Origin of the sequence: Paenibacillus sp. IITD108 (genome assembly GCF_036541265.1) — a bacterium.
Taxonomy (GTDB): domain Bacteria; phylum Bacillota; class Bacilli; order Paenibacillales; family Paenibacillaceae; genus Pristimantibacillus.
In genome coordinates this window covers 1-15,928 of the sequence record NZ_JAZHCT010000021.1, presented here as the reverse complement: position 1 = coordinate 15,928, position 15,928 = coordinate 1, and the positions used below count along the sequence as shown (strand labels likewise).

The following is a 15,928-nucleotide window of genomic DNA, read 5'->3' as shown; positions in this document are numbered from 1 at the left end:
GTTCATTACTCTCCTTTCTTCGTATCCGCATAGTGATAAGCGTCCCATAATCCCCAAAGATGCATAATGCCTAGTCCGCGGTCGTACAAGCCGTATCCAGGCCTGCACTTTTCGCCCCAAATATGGCGTCCATGGTCAGGGCGCGCATAGCCGGTAAAGCCAATATCATAGTAAGCTTTCATGATGCCTGCAATGTCGACTGTCCCATCCTGTGTGCGATGCGACGTTTCGATGAAGTCGCCGTTGTCGTACACCCGAACATTGCGTATATGAGCGAAATGAATGCGATCCTTGAATTCATGAATCATAGCCACGATATCATTGGCAGGATTAGCGCCTAGTGACCCGGAGCATAGCGTAATGCCGTTGGCGGGATGATCATGCAGGCTGACAAGGCGGCGCAGCGATTCCTGTGTATTGATAATGCGCGGCAAGCCGAAGATCGGCCAAGGCGGGTCATCTGGATGAATGGCCATCGCCATTCCGTGCTCGGCTGCAACCGGGACGATTTCATCAAGGAAGTATTTTAAATTATCCCATAGTTTTTCTGGAGTAACCTCGCGATAAGCTTCAAAAAGCTTCGCAAGATGCTGCAGGCGTTCAGGCTCCCAGCCCGGCATTGTCATAGAACGATCGGCATTAATTTGTTCCACCAGCACAAAAGGGTCGATATTGTCTATTCGACTGCTTTCATAGAATAATGCTGTTGAGCCGTCCTCCAACTCCTTGAACAAATCTGTACGCAGCCAATCGAATACTGGCATAAAGTTGTAGCAAATGACTTTGACTCCTATTGTGGCAAGGTTTTTAATCGTTTCTTTATAGTTCGCAATATACTGGTCCCGCGCAGGCAGTCCTAGCTTAATATCCTCATGCACATTAACGCTTTCAACAACGTCAGTGTGAAGTCCGGCTGCATCTGCCTGAGCTTTAACGGCCTGAATTTTTTCAATAGGCCACACTTCGCCCACAGGAATATCATGCAGCGCCCATACGATGCCATCTGTGCCAGGAATATGCCTGATATATTCTAGCGGAACAGGATCATTGCCTTCACCGAACCAACGAAATGTCATTTTCATGCTTAACCCTCTCCCTCTCCCTCTCCTTTAAATGGAGCAGCATTGTAATTAATCCACTTTATCAAAACTTGCACATGAATTATTTTGTATTTTTGCGGTACGTTATGAAAAGATCACGTTATTTAAAGTAAGTAGGATATTTCTCCTTCAACAGCTTTTGGTCATGAACGCTTAAGTTAATATGCTGATCCATAATTTTCTTGCCGAGCTCGGCGTCTTTCGCAACGATAGCATTGTACATTTGGCGATGCTGCTCGTACAGATGCTGCCAATTGCGGTCGCTCGCCAGCATTAATCTTCTGCTGCGATTCAGATGCACAGTCAGCTGCTGCATGGCATTCCAAGTATTGAGCTTGTTGCAGCCCTCGAACAGGATGCCGTGAAATTGCTGATCCAGCTCGAACATTCCTTTATGATCGGATTGTTCGATAATATGCTGCTGCTGCTTTAAATTCATTTCTAATTGAAGCAGCGCCTGCTGATCAAATTGCTGGCATGCCAGCTGAATAACAGCGCCTTCCAGCTGCTCCCTCATAAAACGAGCTTCCTCGACCAAGTCGGTATCGATCAAGGAGACGAAGGTGCCGCGCTGCGGCAATACTTGAACAAGCCCCTCCTGCGCAAGGCGCATAAAGCTTTCTCTGACAGGTGTTCGGCTAACTTCGAATAAGGTCGAAGTTTCATTTTCGGATAGCGGAGTGCCGGGAGCCAGCTCCATTGTAATAATCTGCTCGCGCAGCTTTCTATAAACCATTTCTCTAGTCGAGAGCGATTGTTGACGTTCACCCAAATACATATATTCACCTCTGACGGTTCAATTGTTCACCCTTCCATACTACCATACAAGTGTGGTAGTATGGAAGGGGAATCGTTTCGTATATACATCATGCAGCTTTTAAGCTTACGAAAGAAGGACAATGCTAGCGCATGAATGAAATAGGAGGAAAAGTTACATGAATAGTAAAGGCTATCAAGCATGGTTGAGCTATGATCAAGGAAAGCAAACGGAGGCGATGGCTCCTTATTTGAAGCAAATTGTCGTTGTAGGGGAGCAAACCGCTGTTGCACAAACGGCCAAGGAAGAGCTGGCACAAGGGATTGCCGGACTTACTGGCAAAGCGCCAGCTGTTATGGAGAAGGCTGGCAACCATGCTGCAATAGTTGTAGGCGTCGTTGGGCAATTGGCTCAATATGAGCAATTGTTTGTGACTGCCGAGCTGGCTGCAATGGGGGAGGAAGCCTTTTTTATTCGTGAATCGGTAGAGAATAATACCATTGTTATCGCTGGCTTGTCGGACCGCGGTCTGCTGTATGGCGTATTTCACTTTCTTCGATTATTGCAGGCCGGAGAGATTAATCAGCCAATTGCAATAGCTGAAAAGCCATACTTCCAATTGCGTATGATCAATCATTGGGACAATATGGACGGCTCGATCGAGCGAGGTTATTCAGGACGATCTATTTTTTATGACCAATATCAAATTTTGGCAAACTCTCCGCGCATTAAAGACTATGCCCGCATGATGGCATCCATCGGCATTAACAGCATTGTTATTAATAATGTCAACGTATTTTTGCAGGAGACAAAGCTGATCACCGCGCACTATTTGCCTGATGTGGCCAAGATCGCCGCTGTTTTCCGCGGCTATGGCATCAAGCTGTTTTTAAGTATTAACTTCGCGGGACCTTACGAGCTGGGCGAGCTTGAGACAGCCGATCCTCTTGATGAGCAGGTGCAGCAATGGTGGAAGGATAGAGCAGCGGAGGTATACAGCTACATTCCAGATTTCGGCGGGTTCCTTGTAAAAGCTGATTCCGAAAACCGTCCTGGTCCGTTTACATACGGCAGGGATCATGCGGATGGTGCTAATATGCTGGCAGATGCACTGGCGCCTTATGGCGGCATCGTTTTATGGCGCTGCTTCGTTTATAACTGCCATCAGGATTGGCGGGATCGCTCGACGGATCGCGCGCGGGCGGCATATGATCATTTCAAGCCGCTGGACGGCGAGTTTAGAAGCAATGTTATTTTGCAAATAAAAAACGGTCCAATGGACTTTCAAGTTAGAGAGCCGGTATCTCCATTATTCGGAGCAATGGAAAAGACGAATCAAATGATGGAATTTCAAATTACGCAGGAATACACAGGGCAGCAGCGGCATGTATGCTATCTGATACCCCAATGGAAGGAAGCCCTTGAATATGACACGTATTTGCAGGGTGAAGGAACTACGATTAAAAAAATCGCAGCTGGTCAAGTGTACGCCTACACACATTCGGGCATAGCAGCAGTTACAAGCATCGGTAATGACGATAACTGGACAGGACATCATTTGGCGCAAGCTAATTTATACGGCTATGGCCGTCTGCTCTGGAATCCGGAGCTGTCGGCCGAGAGAATTGCCAAGGAGTGGACCTATCAAACGTTCGGCCCAGACGAGCAGGCAGTTGACATTATTGTGGGCTGGCTGATGGGATCATGGAGAACCTATGAGAACTATACCTCTCCGCTTGGTGTGGGCTGGATGGTTACTCCGCATTACCACTATGGCCCTGATATAGATGGCTATGAATATTCTAAGTGGGGCACGTATCATTTTGCCGATCGTGACGGGATTGGCGTAGATCGTACGGAAGCTACAGGGACAGGCTATGCGGCGCAGTATGCACAGCAGCATGCCGAGATCTATGAGGATGTATCTGCTTGTCCAGATGATTTGCTGCTATTTTTCCATCATGTGCCGTATACGCATAAGCTGCATTCTGGTAAAACAGTAATCCAGCATATTTACGATACACACTTCTTAGGGGTAGAGCAGGTTGAAGAGCAAATAAACAATTGGAAAAAGCTCGAGGGTGTGATCGATAAGGATCGTTACGAGCATGTGCTGGGCAGAGCGGAAATCCAGCTGGAGAGCGCCAAGCATTGGAGAGACGTCGTCAACACGTACTTCTTCCGCAAGTCAGGCATTGCCGATGAGCAAGGCCGCACGATTTACTAATTTTATATAGCTGAGAAATAAGAATGACCTCAAACCCGGCAACGGCGGATGAGGTCATTTGCGTGTGTCCTTCATTCGTTATATTTATAGCCAGCCGGCGTTGTGCCGGTCAGCTTCTTGAATGTCCGATGAAAATGTGGAATGCTCTCGAAGCCGCAAGCCAGCGCTATGTCGGCCACATTGCTGTTTTTTTCGCGCAGCAGCTCCTTCGCTCGAATGATTCGCTTCGTAGTGACAAACTCCGTTACATTCATACCGGTAAATCGCTTGAATGATCTTGAATAATGGGCAACGGATACGTTGGCGCGCTTGGCAAGCTCGATAAGCCGCAAGTATTCCGCCTGCTCCAGATGCTCGTTAATATAGCTGAACGAGCTTTCCAGCCAATCCGGCATCTCTTCCGAGCTTCTGCCTGCAGCATGATGGCCGGCAAGGCTGTCGAGCCGGCTGAATTCCAGCAGCATGCGATGCACCTCCAGTTGGACTGCCTGCCGGTAACCGACCTGCTGCAGCGTCAGCTCTGCTTGAATGCGATCTAGCGCTGCGATCAAACTAGTCTGGGCTTCCGCCTGAAGCTTATGACGATAGGCTCGCTCCCGCTTGGCAAGCTCGAAGCAGCGCAAATACGTATAGGAATCACCTAACGGAGCACTGTACGCAAATGATGCGTTGAAGAACATCGCAGTTGCTGTTTTGGGATTGTTTTGCTGCGGAAAAGAACGGTGAATCGTATTGGCCGGAATCAGAAACAAATCGCCTGGCTCAGCATCGTAGTAAGCCTGGTCAATAAAGAAAGTTCCACTGCCGCTATATATAAAAGCAATTTCATACCAGTCGTGCAAATGATTAGGCAGCTCATTTTGCGCGCTTTTTGTATCCTTATAAACAAATTCAAATGGAAATACGGATTGATTGTCGAAGCGCCTGCGGTATGGATTCATCGCTATCCCTCCATTTCTTCATAAATAGTGTAGCAAACATCAAAAAAGAGTACAAATATGATTTATTAGTGTATTTATAGGCTCATTATTGTTTCGATATAATGAAGGTATTAAACCGAGGGGGTAAACAGATGAATACTACTATTCATAGGCGTATAGAAAAGTGGACCGAGCAGCAGAAGCAGCTGCATCAGCAGACCGCACAGCTCCCGATTAAAGTGCTGCAGATTGGCGAAGGCAATTTTTTGCGAGGTTTTTTTGACTGGATGATTCATTCCTGCAGACAGCAGGGCTTGTATGAGGGCGCTATTGCAGTTACGCAGCCGAGAATAAGCGGCAAGCCCAAAATCGATGCTCTTGCTGCGCAGGAAGGTGTATATTCATTAGTAATTCGCGGCTTGGAAAATGGAATCAACGTGGAGCGCAGGGAAATTATTTCTGTGTTCGGCGAGGTGTTCGATCCTTATTCGCAGTGGAATAAATTTTTGGAGCTGGCGAAGAGCGAGTCGCTGGAGGTTGTCGTATCCAATACAACGGAAGCGGGACTTGTCTACAAGCCGGAGGCGCTTAAGGAGAACGAACCGATACATTCCTATCCGGGAAAATTAACGAAGCTGCTTTTTGAAAGATATACTTTTTTTAATGGCGATCCTTCCAAAGGGCTAGTATGCTTGCCATGCGAGCTGCTGGAGCGCAACGGCGACCGTCTTCGCGAGTGTGTGCTGCAATACAGCGAGGATTGGGGCTATCCAGATGCTTTTAAAAAATGGATCTTAGAACATAACCAGTTTTTGAACTCACTTGTTGACCGTATTGTAACGGGCTATCCGGATGATGAGCAGGCATTCAAATGGTTCGAGGAATGGGGATATAAGGACGGTCAGCTTACTACTGCAGAGCCTTATCATTTGTGGGCGATAGAAGCGGATGCCGATCTGGAGCGCCTGCTGCCGCTGCAAAAGGCTGGGCTGAACGTACACTGGGTAGAGGATTTAAAGCCTTATCAAACCCGCAAGGTGCGTATTCTTAACGGAGCGCACACATTGATGACACCGATTGGGATATTGCATGGGATGGAACAGGTGCGCCAAACGATAGAGCATGAACAGCTTGGGGCATTTGTAAAAGAAACTGTAGAGCGTGAAATTATTCCGGCGCTGCCGATGGGGCAAGAGGAGCTTTGCAAATACGCAACCGAGGTATATGAAAGATTTCTTAATCCGTTTATTCGCCATCGTCTTTCCGATATTGCTATGAACAGCTTGAGCAAGTTTACTACGAGATTGCTGCCTTCTCTTCTTTACTATATTGAGCGTGGGGAGAAAGTACCGCAAGGCTTGCTGAAGGGATTTGCCGGGCTGCTCAGATATTATAAGGTGGAGCAAACAGCCGAAGGATATGCTGGCAAGACACTTAAAGGAGAATCCTATCTAGTTCGCGACGACGAGACAATGCTTGCAAAGGTAGCTGGAATATGGCGGGAAGCTGCCGGAAGCAAACAGCCGCTTGGCGAAACGATCGCTCTGCTGCTTGCTGCTTCGGATATTTGGGGTTGTAATGTGGCAGAGCTTCGTCCCGCTTTGACGGCGGAGCTGAAGCAAGCGATTGTAGAAATGGAGCGTGCAGCAAATGAATAGCTGGGTAAGGTTAAATGAAAAGGATCATGTTGTTATTGCACTTCAGCCATTCACAAAGGGCGATAAGATTGAGCTCGAAGAAGGACAGTTAACCGTGACGGAAGATATTCCTTCCGGCCATAAAATTTTAACAAGACCTGTCCAACAGGGTGATGATATTCTAAAGTTTGGCTATTCCATAGGTAAGGCGAAGGAGAGCTTGCAGCCAGGCTGCTGGATTCATACTCATAATATGGGCACTGGCCTTAAAGGCTTTCTTGATTACTCCTATGAGCCGGTTGAAGCAGTTAAAACGGCGTCAGCCGGGCAAGCAGCGCAGAGCAGCCTTCAAGCTGAGCTTGCGGCAGCAGAGCGGACCTTCCAAGGTTATGTCCGGCCTAATGGTGAGGTTGGCATTCGCAATGAAATATGGATTATTAATACGGTAGGCTGCATTAATAAGACGTGTGAAATTATTGCACGCAGAGGCTCAATGGAATTCGGTGATCGTGTAGACGGCATATATCATTTTGCCCATCCATTCGGCTGCTCGCAGCTCGGAGATGATTTGAAGCATACCCAGAAGCTGCTCGCTTCGCTTGCCCATCATCCTAACGCTGCCGGCGTGCTTGTTATTGGGCTTGGCTGTGAGAATAATCAAATTGAGCTGTTTAGGAAAGCGATCGGCGAGTTTGACGAGCAGCGCATTAAGTTTTTAAAATCGCAGGATGCTGCGGATGAAATAGAAGAGGCAATGGAGCTGCTGGAGCAGCTGGTTGAGTATGCTGAGCAGTTCAAACGTGAGCCAGTCCCGGTATCCAGACTTAAGCTGGGCTTAAAATGCGGCGGCTCTGACGGCTTATCCGGAATTACAGCTAACCCACTGGTAGGGGCTGTGTCCGACCGGCTGATTGCAGCAGGAGGCACTGCCATTTTGACTGAGGTTCCGGAAATGTTCGGAGCGGAGACGATACTGATGAATCGCGCGGAGAATGAGCAAATCTTTGAAAGTATCGTTCATTTGATTAATGATTTCAAGCAATACTTCATTAAGCATGATCAGGAAATTTATGAAAATCCGTCACCGGGCAACGTTGCAGGCGGTATTACAACGCTGGAGGAGAAGTCATTAGGCTGTACGCAAAAAGGAGGTCATGCGGTCGTATCCGATGTCGTTCCTTACGGAGAGCGAGTGACGAAGCGCGGATTAAGCCTACTTGAGGCGCCGGGCAATGATCTAGTTTCGGTTACGGCGCTTTCAGCCAGCGGTGCCCATGTTGTATTTTTTACGACAGGTCGCGGCACGCCGTTCGGCGGACCAGTGCCAACCGTTAAAATTTCGACGAACAACAGCTTGGCCGAGCGTAAAAAGAACTGGATTGATTTTAACGCTGGACGATTGCTGACTGAAAAAACGATGGAGGAGCTTACTGATGAGCTGTGGGAGCAGCTGATTGCCCTTGCCTCCGGCGAGGTTCAAACGCATAATGAACGCAATGGCTTTAAAGAAATCGCTATATTCAAAGATGGTGTAATTTTATAATATAAAAAGGAAGAAGATCGCCAAGCGTCTGGATAATCAGGCAGGGGGCGATCTTTTTTTTTTAATTAAGCCTACTAAAGCTTTTCTTCTTGTTTATTCTGCTTGCCGGCAATCCCGTAAAAAAACAAATTCATAATCTCTTTTGTATGAGGCAGTATTGTTTTATAAACCTCTTCCTTTTGCAAATAGGAGGTCATCATATCGATATAAAAGAAAATCGTTTCGTGGGATAGGCTTGGGTCGATCATTCCTTCATTTTTGCCCTGTTCGAAAAATAAGTGAAAAAGCTCCATACCCCTTTCCCAAAAGGATTGACTGATCCAGCTGTCGGGCTTGGCGTATTCCTGCATGATGATTTCATAAAAATCTGGGTAAATCGTTATGGCTAACGTTGATTTATTAATAATGAGCTTTTCTGTTTTTTCAGCAAAAGACAGCTCTTTACTGTGGACGATGTCATGAAATTTACTATGCTCTATATCCATAAAATGCTGAATGGCTTGCTCAATAAGCTTTTGCTTGGACTCGAAATAATTAAAAATGGTTACCTGCGAAACATGAGCAGCCTTGGCGATATTTGACACAGAAGTTTGCTGTACGCCGTTCGTACTGAATAAATGAGTAGCTGCTTGCAAAATTTGATTCATTTTTTGCTGCTTTCTTTTTTCAAAACCGTTCATCCTGTCACCTCAAGCCTATCATACCATATGACTTTTGAATTTTACTAATAAAAAAAGTTCAAAACTATTGCAAATTGTTAATAAACAGCGTATATTTTGAACTGTAATTGAGTTAAAAGTTCAAAACTGAGAGGTGAAGGCCGTGAGTTTTGTTGAAGCGAGACAAATCAGTAAAAGATTCGGAACCGTTCATGCTCTAAAAAACATTAATATGACGGTAGAAGAAGGCGAGATATTAGGATTTATCGGGCCTAATGGCGCGGGTAAATCTACGATGATCCGGATTATGCTTGGATTGCTTAAGCCGTCTAACGGACAAATGAAAATTTTTAATAAAGACGCTTGGGCGGAGGCTGTGGAAATTCATAAGAAAATAGCCTATGTTCCAGGCGATGTTTATTTATGGCCGAATTTAACCGGCGGGGAAGTGATTGATTTATTGATGAATTTGAGCAGCCAGAAAAATGATAAACAGCGGGATTTCTATATTAAACGGTTTGAGCTCGATCCCCGCAAAAAATGCCAAACCTATTCCAAGGGAAATCGTCAGAAGGTTGCGCTAGTAGCGGCTTTAGCCTCAGATGCTGATTTATATATATTTGATGAGCCAACCTCCGGGCTTGATCCATTAATGGAAAGGATATTTCAGGAGTCAGTCCTGGAGCTGAAGGCTGCTGGGAAAACAGTGCTGCTCTCCAGCCATATTCTTTCGGAAGTGGAGAAGCTTTGTGATCGTGTTGCGATTATTCGCGAGGGAGAAATAATTGAAACAGGTACGTTGCAGGAGCTGCGGCATTTAACGCGCCATTTTTATAAGGTGGAAACGAATGAAGAAGCGGCGGAAATGGATCAGCTGCCGGGCATTTACGAGCTGAAGCAGGAAGGATGCCGGATTTCGTTCCAGGCTGAAGCATCAGCTTTAAACCCAATTCTTCAGCACTTGAGCAAGTATACGATTACGTATTTGGAAAGCACGCCTCCGACGCTTGAGGAGTTATTTATGGGCCACTACCAAAAAGAAGGTGCAGGAGATGCATAAGTTTACTGGGACAGTGCGGCTCTTTTATTTGCATATGCGGAGTGATCGGATTGGCATAATGCTTTGGCTTGCAGGCTTTACGGTTTTGTCAATGACTGTGGCAATCTCGCTAGCCCAGATGTTTCCTACTTCTGTTGAGAGGCAGGCAATAGCGGAAGCTCTGAAAAATCCTGCAATGATCGCGATGATTGGTCCCTCGGAAGGAATCGATAACTATACTAGCGGTGCTATGTTTGGCCATGAAATGATACTGTTTATGGCTATATTTGCAGCAATTATGAATATTTTATTGATGGCGAGACATACGCGGGAGGATGAAGAGGAGGGAAGACTTGAGCTGATTCGATCGCGCTCGGCAGGACGGCTAGCTCAGCTTGGTTCAGCCTGCTTGGAACTGTTTGCAATCAATTTTTCACTTGCAATTTTGCTAGGGGCAGGACTATCTATATTAAATATTGAAGGCATGCCAATAGCCGATAATTTTTTGTTTGGTGCTTCGCTCGGCTCGGTGGGGCTTTGCTTTGCAGCAATAACTGCTTTAATCGCGCAGGCGGCCGCTTCTCATCGAAGCACGGTAGGCATTAGCTTCGCTATTTTGGGAATTAGTTATTTATTTCGGGCCATGACGGATATTGAAAATACCGACTGGTCGAGTCTGTCTCCGTTAGCTTGGAGCTATCAAACGAATGTGTATGTTTCGCCGACATGGAAGCCGGTCATTATTGCGGCAGCAATTGCGGGTGTTATAGGCGCAGCTGCATTTTGGCTAAATCATAAGCGAGATTTGGGAGCGGGCGTCCTAAAAGGGCGAAAAGGAACGGCACGCGCTTCAGCTTTGCTCAAAACAGGCATAGGGCTTCAATTCAGATGGCAAAGAACGATGATCATCAGCTGGACTATTGGTTTTTTTATACTTGGAGCTTCATATGGATCTATTTTTGGCGATTTGGAGTCGTTCTTTCAGCAAAATGAAATGATGAGGAAAATGCTTGAAGGAGCAGCAGGATACAGCATGACGGAGCAGTTTCTGGCGGTCATTCTGGTCGTTATGGCAATTCTTATTACAGTGCCTGTGATTCAAGTGCCGTTTCGTTTGTTAAAAGAGGAAGCCAAAGGCAGGCTCGATCTGCTGTTTGCTCGGCCTGTTTCCCGTTATAAGCTGTTAGTGCAGGCCTTGAGCATTAGCGCAGCGAGCGCTGTTCTCTATTCCATCATGACCGCTGCAGGCTTATATGCCGCATCAACAGCCGTTATGGCGGAGCCAATTGCTTTTGGCATCTATGTAAAAGGGATATTTGCCTATTTACCTGCGATTCTCTTTATTGTTGGCCTGACTGCTTTGATCATTGGCGCCGCTCCACAATGGAAGATTCTGGTATGGGGCTATTTAATTGTTACCTTCTTTATAGATTATTTGGGCAATCTCCTGAATTTGCCGGAGTGGTTCAGAAAGCTTTCCGTCTTTCACTATGCACCGCGCATACCTGTCGAGGAGGTGAATGTTCCGTCGCTACTGCTAACATTGCTTCTAACAGCTGGATTGATTGCTTTGGGTACTGTCCGGTATAGAAGACGGGATGTTTACATGTAACTGTTATAGTCAGGTCAACGAGCAACGGTAAAAGGATACTGTGATCAAGTTTGGGCGGATGCTACTGTGAGTCTTTTTTCAGACCCAATCATGCTCACAGTTATCCTTTCTTTTTGCATTTTTCGACCGGTTGCCCGCCTTGACCGGCAGTTTTAAAACTGTAACGGTTCCTTCATTAACGAACGAATATTCGGCCAAGCTTAAAAAACTTCTGCCACATTCTTAGTACGATCACAGGTCTGTTCACGTTCTTGTCACATATAATGAATAAATATAAAGGAAGTATAAGCAAAAAGCCGATTTACATTGACAGCATACATAATTGTGCATTATTATTTATATGTGATAATCATTATCATTGGATCCGGGTATGGATACGGATAATGGAAAACATCAAATAAATATGGCGGCTATTTTTTTTTGCCTCTGTATGAGAATGATTATCTTTGTAACCGACAAGGTATTGTGAGGTTTATGATGAAGCTTCGATATATGATTATATTTCTTGTCATCCTGTCGTTTATTTCATTATTCATCGGGGTGAAGAACGTAACGCCGCTTGGGTTATGGCATATGACAGATGATCAGTGGCAAATTATGCTGATCAGCCGCTTGCCTAGACTGATAAGTATTATCATTGCAGGGGTAAGCATGAGCGTCGCGGGACTTATTATGCAGCAGCTGAGCCGCAATAAATTCGTTTCGCCGACTACGGCAGGAACAGATGATGCAGCTCGCCTTGGAATATTAGTCGCGTTGATGATTTTTGGCGCAGCATCGACGATGGAAAAAATGCTTATCGCTTTTGTTTTTGCGCTAGTTGGCACATTTGTATTTATGAAAATCCTCGACCGCATCAAGTTTAAGGATGCCATATTTATTCCGCTGGTCGGGCTGATGTTCGGCAATGTGATTAGTGCTGCAACGACCTTTTTTGCTTATAAAAATGATTTGATTCAAAATATTTCTTCTTGGCTGCAGGGAAGCTTTTCCTTGGTGCTAAGCGGGCGATATGAGCTAATGTACTTAAGTATTCCGCTATTGGTTGTAGCTTTCTTATATGCGAATAAGTTTACGATTGCCGGCATGGGCGAAGAATTTGCAGTCAATCTCGGCTTGAACCACAAGCTGGTTGTCAATATAGGTCTTGTTATTGTAGCGCTGATATCCGTAGTTGTCATCGTTACAATTGGTACGATTCCGTTTCTAGGCTTAGTTATTCCTAACATTGTCACGCTGTACATGGGAGATAATCTGAAGAAAACGTTGTCGCATACTGCTGTGCTCGGGGCAACCTTCGTGCTCGTATGCGATGTGTTTGGCAGACTGATTATATATCCTTACGAAATTCCAATCGGATTGACTGTCGGTGTATTCGGAAGTGTGATCTTCCTCTATTTGCTATTGAGGAGGAGATCCAATGAAGCTTAAGCTAACGATGCTTGTCGTAGTGGCCGTTCTAGCTATTGCAGCCTTTATGTTTATCGATCTGCCGAGCAATTGGGACTATGCCCTGCAGCGCAGAGTGAAAAAAGTGCTGGCCATTGCGCTGACAGGTGGAGCGATAGCATACGCTACGCTGGTGTTTCAAACGTTGACGAATAACAGAATCTTGACTCCGAATATTATCGGCCTGGATTCGCTGTTTATGCTAACCCAAACCTTTATCATATTTGCTTTTGGCTCGATGAGCATGCCGATTACGAATAAGTATATGAACTTTTCTTTATCGGTTGCAGGCATGATTTTGTTTGTAGCTTTTCTCTACTGGCTATTATTTAAGCGAGAGGGGAAGCATTTGTACTTACTGCTTTTAATCGGTCTTGTGATAGGAACGCTGTTCGGCAGCTTGACTACGTTTATGCAGGTGCTGATTGATCCGAATGAGTTTCTCATTATACAGGGCAAAATGTTCGCCAGCTTCAATAATGTGAAGACAGATCTGCTGGTGTTGTCCTTTATTGTTGTGGGTGCTGTAGCTTTGTATTCTGCAAGGTTTACCAAGTTTTTTGATATTATGTCGCTTGGCAAAGAGCATTCCGTTAATTTAGGCGTTCCTTACGATTATGTCGTGAAAAATATGCTTATTGTAGTAACGATTTTGATAGCCATTTCAACAGCATTAGTAGGTCCGATTACTTTTCTAGGCCTTTTGGTCGTTAACTTGGCTTATCAATTTATGGGCACCTATCGCCATACGATACTTATTCCGGGCTCAATTCTAATCAGCATTATTGCTTTGGTGGGCGGCCAGTTTATCGTGGAGCGCGTATTTGTTTTTGAGACGACAGTAAGTGTCATTATTAACTTTATAGGCGGCGTATATTTCCTATACCTGCTGCTAAAGGAGAGTAAAGCATGATTGAAGTAAAAGATGTGTGCAAAGCTTATGGCGGCAAGCCAGTCATACAGAAGGTCTCTTTGAAAATTAATAAGGGCACAATTACTTCCTTTATCGGACCGAATGGAGCGGGTAAAAGTACGCTGCTTTCCATGATGAGCCGATTGATGTCGAAGGACAAAGGCGAGGTGCTGATTGACGGCAAAGAAATTTCAGCATGGAAAAGCACGGAGCTTGCGCGTAAAATCTCCATTTTGAAGCAGTCCAACCATATTAATTTGCGGCTTACCGTTCGTGAGCTTGTAAGCTTCGGACGCTTCCCTTATTCGCAGGGCAAGCTGACGAAGGAAGATTGGGAGCAGGTCGATGAAGCGATAGCTTATATGGATCTGACCGATATTCAGCATAAGTTTTTGGATCAACTGAGCGGCGGACAAAATCAACGCGCTTTTATTGCGATGGTAATTGCACAGAACACCGAATATATTTTGCTCGATGAGCCGCTGAACAATTTGGATATGAAGCATTCCGTTCAAATTATGAAGGTGCTGCGCAGGTTGGTTGAGGAGCTTGGCAAAACAGTAGTTCTTGTTATCCATGATATTAACTTTGCTTCCTGCTATTCGGATCATATCGTCGCGCTTAAAGACGGCCAAATTGTGAAGGACGGCCCGACGAGCGATATTATTGAGCGAGATGTACTTACCAGTATTTATGATATGGACATTCCAATTCAACATATAAATGGCAATCGAATTGGTGTTTATTTCACATAAAAATTATAAATATATATATAGGAGTGGAAGAAATGAAAAAAAGCTTAACATTAGCGATATTAGTGCTTGCACTAACGATGGTGCTGGCAGCATGCGGGGGCAAAAATGACGGCAATTCGGGCGGGGCAAGCAGCACGCCGTCCAACAGTCCATCCAGCAATCCTTCTTCTGAGCCATCTAGCCCGGCACAGCCTACTGAAATTACTGTCAAGCATTCGCTTGGCGAAGATACAGTTCCTGTCAACCCGCAGAAAGTTGTAGTATTTGACTTTGGTACATTGGATACTCTAGATAAGCTAGGCGTGGAGGTTGCTTCTGTACCGCAATCTAGCGTTCCGGGTTATTTGGAGAAGTATAAGGATTCCAAGTACGTGAATGCCGGCGCATTAAAAGAGCCGGACATGGAAACCATTCATGGCATGAAGCCGGATCTGATTATTATTTCTGGCCGTCAATCTGACTACTACAAAGAACTTTCAGAAATTGCACCAACGATCTTTATGGGCGTAGACAATGAAAATTTCATGGAGTCCTTCAAATCAAATGTGAAAACATTAGGTGAAATTTTCAGCAAGCAGTCTGAAGCAGAAGCGGCACTAACGGAAATCGATAAAAAAATTGCTGAAATTCGTGAAATAGCAGCAGCAAGCGGTAAAAACGGTCTTGTTATTTTGGCAAACGAAGGCAATCTAAGCGCTTATGGACCGAACTCCCGTTTTGGTCTCATCCATGATGTATTCGGCTTGACAGCTGTTGACACGAAGATCGAAGTATCGACACATGGCCAGCCAGTGACGTTTGAGTACATTGCAGAGAAAAATCCAGACTATCTATTTGTCATCGACCGCAATGCTGTAGTAGAAGGCTCTGGCAACGCGAAAGAAACGTTGAACAATGATTTGGTTAAAAATACAACGGCGTTCAAAGAAAATCAAGTTGCATACCTTAACCCGGATTATTGGTATCTATCTGGCGGCGGACTAATCTCCGTTGCTGAGATGGTTGATGAGGTTGAAGCTGCTTTGAAATAATAATTGAAAGCTTGACGGCTTGTCTTCTTGTATAATAGAAGGCAAGCCGTTTTTAACTAATCCAATAATGATGCGAAAGAGTTAATCCATGCTCCTACTGAACTTTTAACCTATAGTAGAAGGCTATCGATTAATTGTAGGCACTATAAATGTAATTGGGGTAACGGTTGTGCTTGAAATTTCTTATAGAAACGGCCTAGATGACCCGAAAATCGCGATTGTATATGAAATTTCATACATAAATGGTCGGTGCGGCCTCGAAATGGCCAAATGTATATGAAAATTC

The 15,928-nt window shown here is 45.2% G+C and carries 13 protein-coding genes; 9 read left to right on the top strand and 4 right to left on the bottom strand.

What is annotated here, in order from left to right; translation table 11 throughout:
- Nucleotides 1–5 precede the first annotated feature (5 nt).
- A complete protein-coding gene (uxuA, locus tag V1L65_RS18110) occupies nt 6–1,082 on the bottom strand; it encodes a mannonate dehydratase (RefSeq protein WP_331700632.1) in 1,077 nt (358 codons plus the stop codon).
- A gap of 118 nt (nt 1,083–1,200) precedes the next feature.
- Nucleotides 1,201–1,878: a GntR family transcriptional regulator gene (locus V1L65_RS18105; protein ID WP_331700631.1), complete on the bottom strand. Its 678-nt coding sequence runs from the start codon at nt 1,876–1,878 to the stop codon at nt 1,201–1,203.
- Nucleotides 1,879–2,035: 157 nt separating this feature from the next.
- Between V1L65_RS18105 and V1L65_RS18100 the strand changes: the two genes are divergently transcribed.
- Nucleotides 2,036–4,084 carry an alpha-glucuronidase family glycosyl hydrolase gene (locus tag V1L65_RS18100; protein WP_331700630.1) on the top strand — a complete coding sequence of 683 codons (2,049 nt, stop codon included), beginning with the start codon at nt 2,036–2,038 and terminating at the stop codon, nt 4,082–4,084.
- A 71-nt stretch (nt 4,085–4,155) separates the two neighbouring features.
- On the opposite strand, the gene V1L65_RS18095 is transcribed toward V1L65_RS18100, so the two are convergent.
- Nucleotides 4,156–5,025, bottom strand: a complete 870-nt coding sequence (locus V1L65_RS18095) for an AraC family transcriptional regulator (protein ID WP_331700629.1) — start codon at nt 5,023–5,025, stop codon at nt 4,156–4,158.
- 131 nt (nt 5,026–5,156) lie between these two features.
- Here V1L65_RS18095 and V1L65_RS18090 point away from each other — a divergent pair, with 131 nt between their 5' ends.
- Together V1L65_RS18090 and V1L65_RS18085 are read left to right on the top strand one after the other, a co-directional pair.
- A complete protein-coding gene (locus V1L65_RS18090) occupies nt 5,157–6,662 on the top strand; it encodes a tagaturonate reductase (RefSeq protein WP_331700628.1) in 1,506 nt (501 codons plus the stop codon).
- The gene (locus tag V1L65_RS18085) at nt 6,655–8,184 is read left to right on the top strand and encodes a UxaA family hydrolase (protein WP_331700627.1); all 1,530 of its coding nucleotides are present in this window, start codon (nt 6,655–6,657) and stop codon (nt 8,182–8,184) included. Before V1L65_RS18090 ends, V1L65_RS18085 begins: the two co-directional genes overlap by 8 nt.
- Nucleotides 8,185–8,258: 74 nt before the next feature.
- On the opposite strand, the gene V1L65_RS18080 is transcribed toward V1L65_RS18085, so the two are convergent.
- Nucleotides 8,259–8,864, bottom strand: coding sequence for a TetR/AcrR family transcriptional regulator (locus tag V1L65_RS18080; RefSeq protein WP_331700626.1), 606 nt, complete (start codon nt 8,862–8,864; stop codon nt 8,259–8,261).
- Between the two features lie 142 nt (nt 8,865–9,006).
- Here V1L65_RS18080 and V1L65_RS18075 point away from each other — a divergent pair, with 142 nt between their 5' ends.
- From V1L65_RS18075 to V1L65_RS18050, 6 genes are all read left to right on the top strand, one after another.
- Nucleotides 9,007–9,903 carry an ABC transporter ATP-binding protein gene (locus tag V1L65_RS18075; RefSeq protein ID WP_331700625.1) on the top strand — a complete coding sequence of 299 codons (897 nt, stop codon included), beginning with the start codon at nt 9,007–9,009 and terminating at the stop codon, nt 9,901–9,903.
- Nucleotides 9,896–11,494, top strand: a complete 1,599-nt coding sequence (locus tag V1L65_RS18070; protein ID WP_331700624.1) for an ABC transporter permease — start codon at nt 9,896–9,898, stop codon at nt 11,492–11,494. Before V1L65_RS18075 ends, V1L65_RS18070 begins: the two co-directional genes overlap by 8 nt.
- Before the next feature lie 477 nt (nt 11,495–11,971).
- Entirely contained in the window at nt 11,972–12,925 is a 954-nt protein-coding gene (locus tag V1L65_RS18065) for an ABC transporter permease (RefSeq protein WP_331700722.1), read from the top strand.
- Nucleotides 12,915–13,856, top strand: a complete 942-nt coding sequence (locus V1L65_RS18060) for an iron chelate uptake ABC transporter family permease subunit (RefSeq protein WP_331700623.1) — start codon at nt 12,915–12,917, stop codon at nt 13,854–13,856. The genes V1L65_RS18065 and V1L65_RS18060 overlap by 11 nt, the downstream gene beginning before the upstream one ends.
- A complete protein-coding gene (locus tag V1L65_RS18055; protein WP_331700622.1) occupies nt 13,853–14,611 on the top strand; it encodes an iron ABC transporter ATP-binding protein in 759 nt (252 codons plus the stop codon). Before V1L65_RS18060 ends, V1L65_RS18055 begins: the two co-directional genes overlap by 4 nt.
- Nucleotides 14,612–14,643: 32 nt before the next feature.
- Entirely contained in the window at nt 14,644–15,642 is a 999-nt protein-coding gene (locus V1L65_RS18050) for a siderophore ABC transporter substrate-binding protein (RefSeq protein WP_331700621.1), read from the top strand.
- Nucleotides 15,643–15,928 lie beyond the last annotated feature (286 nt).

Excerpts from the sequence above, each read along its gene's own strand:
- uxuA (WP_331700632.1), bottom strand. The coding sequence starts at position 1,082 with ATGAAAATGACATTTCGTTGGTTCGGTGAAGGCAATGATCCTGTTCCG.
- V1L65_RS18105 (WP_331700631.1), bottom strand. The coding sequence starts at position 1,878 with ATGTATTTGGGTGAACGTCAACAATCGCTCTCGACTAGAGAAATGGTT.
- V1L65_RS18100 (WP_331700630.1), top strand. The coding sequence starts at position 2,036 with ATGAATAGTAAAGGCTATCAAGCATGGTTGAGCTATGATCAAGGAAAG.
- V1L65_RS18095 (WP_331700629.1), bottom strand. The coding sequence starts at position 5,025 with ATGAATCCATACCGCAGGCGCTTCGACAATCAATCCGTATTTCCATTT.
- V1L65_RS18090 (WP_331700628.1), top strand. The coding sequence starts at position 5,157 with ATGAATACTACTATTCATAGGCGTATAGAAAAGTGGACCGAGCAGCAG.
- V1L65_RS18085 (WP_331700627.1), top strand. The coding sequence starts at position 6,655 with ATGAATAGCTGGGTAAGGTTAAATGAAAAGGATCATGTTGTTATTGCA.
- V1L65_RS18080 (WP_331700626.1), bottom strand. The coding sequence starts at position 8,864 with ATGAACGGTTTTGAAAAAAGAAAGCAGCAAAAAATGAATCAAATTTTG.
- V1L65_RS18070 (WP_331700624.1), top strand. The coding sequence starts at position 9,896 with ATGCATAAGTTTACTGGGACAGTGCGGCTCTTTTATTTGCATATGCGG.
- V1L65_RS18065 (WP_331700722.1), top strand. The coding sequence starts at position 11,972 with ATGAAGCTTCGATATATGATTATATTTCTTGTCATCCTGTCGTTTATT.
- V1L65_RS18060 (WP_331700623.1), top strand. The coding sequence starts at position 12,915 with ATGAAGCTTAAGCTAACGATGCTTGTCGTAGTGGCCGTTCTAGCTATT.
- V1L65_RS18055 (WP_331700622.1), top strand. The coding sequence starts at position 13,853 with ATGATTGAAGTAAAAGATGTGTGCAAAGCTTATGGCGGCAAGCCAGTC.
- V1L65_RS18050 (WP_331700621.1), top strand. The coding sequence starts at position 14,644 with ATGAAAAAAAGCTTAACATTAGCGATATTAGTGCTTGCACTAACGATG.